At 73.6% G+C, this 3,770-nt stretch carries 4 protein-coding genes and 4 pseudogenes; 4 read left to right on the top strand and 4 right to left on the bottom strand.

Going from position 1 to position 3,770, the window contains the following annotated elements:
* A partial coding sequence (locus ACFSL4_RS05415) for an ROK family protein (RefSeq protein ID WP_381079063.1) occupies positions 1 to 291 on the top strand: 291 nt, incomplete at its 5' end.
* 178 nt (positions 292 to 469) lie between these two features.
* Here ACFSL4_RS05415 and ACFSL4_RS05410 read toward each other — a convergent pair.
* Positions 470 to 594: pseudogene (locus ACFSL4_RS05410) on the bottom strand (NPCBM/NEW2 domain-containing protein); the annotation flags it as partial.
* Between the two features lie 182 nt (positions 595 to 776).
* Here ACFSL4_RS05410 and ACFSL4_RS05405 point away from each other — a divergent pair.
* Positions 777 to 971: a hypothetical protein gene (locus ACFSL4_RS05405; protein ID WP_381079062.1), complete on the top strand. Its 195-nt coding sequence runs from the start codon at positions 777 to 779 to the stop codon at positions 969 to 971.
* Between the two features lie 254 nt (positions 972 to 1,225).
* On the opposite strand, the gene ACFSL4_RS05400 is transcribed toward ACFSL4_RS05405, so the two are convergent.
* A complete protein-coding gene (locus tag ACFSL4_RS05400; protein ID WP_381079316.1) occupies positions 1,226 to 1,534 on the bottom strand; it encodes a MerR family transcriptional regulator in 309 nt (102 codons plus the stop codon).
* 5 nt (positions 1,535 to 1,539) lie between these two features.
* Here ACFSL4_RS05400 and ACFSL4_RS05395 point away from each other — a divergent pair.
* Together ACFSL4_RS05395 and ACFSL4_RS05390 are read left to right on the top strand one after the other, a co-directional pair.
* A pseudogene (locus ACFSL4_RS05395) lies at positions 1,540 to 1,932 on the top strand (putative immunity protein); the annotation flags it as partial.
* 183 nt (positions 1,933 to 2,115) lie between these two features.
* Positions 2,116 to 3,186 carry an NUDIX hydrolase gene (locus ACFSL4_RS05390; protein ID WP_381079060.1) on the top strand — a complete coding sequence of 357 codons (1,071 nt, stop codon included), beginning with the start codon at positions 2,116 to 2,118 and terminating at the stop codon, positions 3,184 to 3,186.
* A gap of 31 nt (positions 3,187 to 3,217) precedes the next feature.
* On the opposite strand, the pseudogene ACFSL4_RS37675 reads toward ACFSL4_RS05390, so the two are convergent.
* Together ACFSL4_RS37675 and ACFSL4_RS05380 are read right to left on the bottom strand one after the other, a co-directional pair.
* Positions 3,218 to 3,597, bottom strand: a pseudogene (locus ACFSL4_RS37675) (oligopeptide/dipeptide ABC transporter ATP-binding protein); the annotation flags it as partial.
* A gap of 34 nt (positions 3,598 to 3,631) precedes the next feature.
* A pseudogene (locus tag ACFSL4_RS05380) lies at positions 3,632 to 3,715 on the bottom strand (MBL fold metallo-hydrolase); the annotation flags it as partial.
* Between the last annotated feature and the right edge of the window lie 55 nt (positions 3,716 to 3,770).

The raw sequence follows: 3,770 nt of genomic DNA, 5'->3' as shown, positions 1-3,770 counted from the left end.
TTGGCCGTGGCGCCCTTGGAACGGGCTGCCCAGGCGCAGGCCGCGGGCATCGCCGCGACCGCGACGCTCGTCGAGATCGACATCGCGGTCGTCGGCGGGGGAGTGGGCAAGGCCGGCGACATCCTCTTCGCGCCGCTGCGCAAGGCCCTGGCCGGCTACGCCACCCTCTCCTTCGTGCAGCGCCTGACCGTGGCGCCCGCTCTGATGGGCACGGACGCGGGCCTGGTGGGCGCGGCCGCGGCGGCCCTGCGCGGCCGGGAGAGCACGCCGACGGCGAACGCCGCGACCTGAGCAAGCGGCCGGGCCGCCGGAGGCAGGGCCGTGGGCGCACCGGGGCGGCGATCGCGGGCCGTGTCCGGCGCGGCGGGCCGCCGCCTCGTGTCCGGGGACGTGCCCGGCAGGGGCGGCACCCGCGGAGGAGGCGTCCCCGGCGCGGGACCGCGCCGGGGACAGCGCGTCGACCCGCTCGGCAACTCAGCTTCGCGTCCGCCCAGTCGGCATGGTCCGAGTCGATGCCGTCGCCCCGTCGGTGACGACGAGGCGGACCACCTGGGCGCCCGTCACGTCCGCGCCGAGCGGTTGCGCGGGCATCGCGCGTCCTCACGACAGATGGGATGCCTTCACGTCCGCGTCAACCGTGCGCGCTTACGGTAGGACGTGTCGGAGTGTGCCGGAAGGGGAGTGGTCGTGTTTGTTCGACGCGGCGGTGTGAAGCGGAGCTCACGTCCGCGCAGCACCGTGCGTGACCCTTGGCGGATTCCGCAGTTGAACGGGGCATGAAGAAGCGCAGCATGCTCGCCATTGCCTCCCTCGCCACCGGCTTCGTCGTGGCCGCCGTCACTCCGTCCCACGCCGCCGACCACGAGGGGATCGGGGACCTGAACGTCAGGGACACCCTGAGCACCGTCGACCACGCCCTCGGCCAGGACGGCCTCGCCATGGACGAGGACGTTTCAGGGCGCAACGGCTGACGGCCGGCCGGGGCGATCCAGCCAGACACGACGCCCCGGCCGTCACCGCCGCGCTTCGAGGCGAACGCGGTCCCGCGCGCGGCCCGGCGGTACCACGAAGCGAAACGCCTCGCCCTCGGCGAGCTCGGACGGGCCCACGGCCGTCGGCCGGCCGATCGACCCGCCGGGCCGCCGGGGCGCGCGGCGGTGCGGCTACGGGGGCGGTCGCCCCTGGGCCCCGAACGTCTCCCCACGCGATGTCGGTGCTTTGGGGGTCAGCCGGCTCTCGTGGATGGGTCCAGGGCGTCACAGCAGGCGGAGAGCTGGCCGGCTGCGTACAGCCGGGCCATCCCGCGGGACGTGAGGTCGCGCCGCCACCGTTCCAGTGTCCTGGCCAGCGCTTCGAGGCTGTCGGCGTCGCGGAGTTCTCCGAGGACGGCGGCGATGGTGTCCAGGCTCTGGCCTCCCCGGCGCAGCAGGTGCGCCAGTTCGGCGTCGCGCACGTCCCGTGCGAGGTACTGGCGGTACCCGGTGCGCGGGTCACGTCGCGGGGCGAGGACTCCGGCACGTTCCCAGGTGCGCAGGGTGGCCGGGTAGAGCGCGACCGCGCCGGGCGACCGAGCCTGCCCGGGCCTGGGCGCGTGGTGAGGTCAGGGTGATGCAGGCTCGCACGGCGGGCGGACACGCGATGGGGGCGGCGAGGGACCTGCGTGGGGCAGCACGGCATGCCGCGTACGCCGCCGGCCAGGCCGAGGCCGTCGCCCACGTCGCCCACGTCGCCCACGTCGCCGCGCACGAGCTCGGCGCGGCCGCCTACGCGATCAAGGCTGCGCGCGCGGTCGCACCGGAAGCCCTGAGCGAGGCCGCGGGGCGACTCGAGTGCCAGTGGCAGCGCGATCAGCTCCCAGAGGAGATCCGCGACCTCGTGCTCGATGACCAGAGGCTGCGCAACGACGTCTGCTGGTCGGTGTTCGACTGCTGAAGCCGAACACAGCCGTTGCCTCCCGTCGTCCGCCGGTCGGCGGAACATCCCCGCCTTGACGCCGGCGATCTTCCTGGTCGCCGCCGCGGCTCGCCGGCCGTCCCATGCGCCCTCATCAGCGCCGGGTTTCCGTGGCAGGCTGGAGCGGGCAAGCCACAGGGGGCCAACAGAAGAGGGGGAACCGTGATCGTCTGGATCAACGGTGCGTTCGGTGCGGGAAAGACGGCAACCGCACGGGAACTGATCGAACTGATCCCGAACAGCGCGCTCTTCGACCCCGAGGTCATCGGCGGAGCGCTCGCGCACCTGCTGCCGCCCAAACGCCTCGCCGAGGCCGGCGACCTCCAGGACCTGCCGATCTGGCGACGGCTCGTGATCGACACCGCCGCCGCGATGCTCGGCGAACTCGGCGGTGTCCTCGTGGTTCCGATGACCCTGCTGCGCCAGGAGTACCGCGACGAGATCTTCGGCGGTCTCGCCGCCCGGCGCATCCCCGTACGCCATGTGCTTCTCGCCCCGGCCGAAACGATCCTGCGCGAGCGAATAGCCGGCCGGGAGGTCCCGCCCGACCTCCCCGACGGGGAGATGCGGGTCCGCCAGTGGGCGTACGACCACATCGAGCCCTATCGCGCCGCCCTCGCCGCCTGGCTCGCCGCCGACGCGCACCCCGTCGACACCAGCGCCCTCACCCCGTACGAGACGGCCCTGAGGATCGCCGATGCCGTCCGCAGCGGCGACGCGCCCGTCTGCGACATCGTGCAGACCCCGGAACCCACCGCGGAGACCGTCGCCGCCGGTGTGCTCCTCTTCGACGAGCAGGACCGCGTGCTGCTCGTGGACCCCACCTACAAGGCGGGCTGGGAGTTCCCCGGCGGTGTCGTCGAACCCGGCGAGGCCCCCGCCCGCGCGGGTATGCGCGAGGTCGCCGAGGAGACCGGCGTCACGCTCGAGGAGGTCCCCCGGCTCCTCGTCGTGGACTGGGAGCCGCCCGCGCCGCCCGGCTACGGCGGCCTGCGCCTCCTCTTCGACGGCGGACGCCTCGACAGCGGCGAAGCCGACCGCCTCCTGCTGCCCGGACCCGAGTTGCGTGACTGTCGGTTCGTCACCGAGGAGGAAGCGGCCCATCTCCTTCCCCCCGTGCGCTACGCACGGCTCCGCTGGGCGCTGCGGGCCCGCGAACGAGGCGCGGCACTTTACCTGGAGGCGGGCGTACCGCACGGCTGGGCCGCGCCCGAAAGCCCTGATGGCGCGTGAGATCGACGGTGTGCCCGACGCTGCCGGCACGGTCCGGGCTTTCGCGGCGCAGGGGGCAGCGGGGTGCGAACGGGCAGCCGGGCGGCGGGTTCAGCAGCGAGGGCGGCGATCCGGTGATCGGGGTGAGACGCTCCTCCTCCCGGTCCAGCCGTGGCAGCGAGCCGAGCAGGCCGAGGGCGTAGGGCATGCGCGGCGTGCAGAGGATGTCCTCGACCGAACCCGTTTACACGATCCGGCCCGCATACATCACGGCACCCGGTCGGCGTGGCCGGCCACCACGCCCAGATCGTGGGTGATGAGGACGAGGGCCGCTCCGGTCCGGTCACGGGCCGTTTCGAGGACGTCGAGGATCTGCGCCTGCACGGTGACGTCCGGGGCGGTGGTCGGCTCGTCGGCGATGATGACGTCCGGGTACCTCTGCGACAGCGACGAGCCGCCGCTGCGCCTCGTCGGCGTCGCGCCAGAGATACGCCTGGCCGACCGGGAAACGCAGGAGGTGGAGACGGGGAAGAGACGCGACGACGTCCATGGGCCGACCCTAGGGGGTGTTTCGAAGGTCCTGTGCGGTGCCCGCGGTGTCCGGT

Origin of the sequence: Streptomyces caeni, assembly GCF_042678285.1 — a bacterium.
GTDB lineage: Bacteria > Actinomycetota > Actinomycetes > Streptomycetales > Streptomycetaceae > Streptomyces > Streptomyces caeni.
This window is presented reverse-complemented; position numbering and strand designations above follow the sequence as displayed.

Excerpts from the sequence above, each read along its gene's own strand:
- ACFSL4_RS05405 (WP_381079062.1), top strand. The coding sequence starts at position 777 with ATGAAGAAGCGCAGCATGCTCGCCATTGCCTCCCTCGCCACCGGCTTC.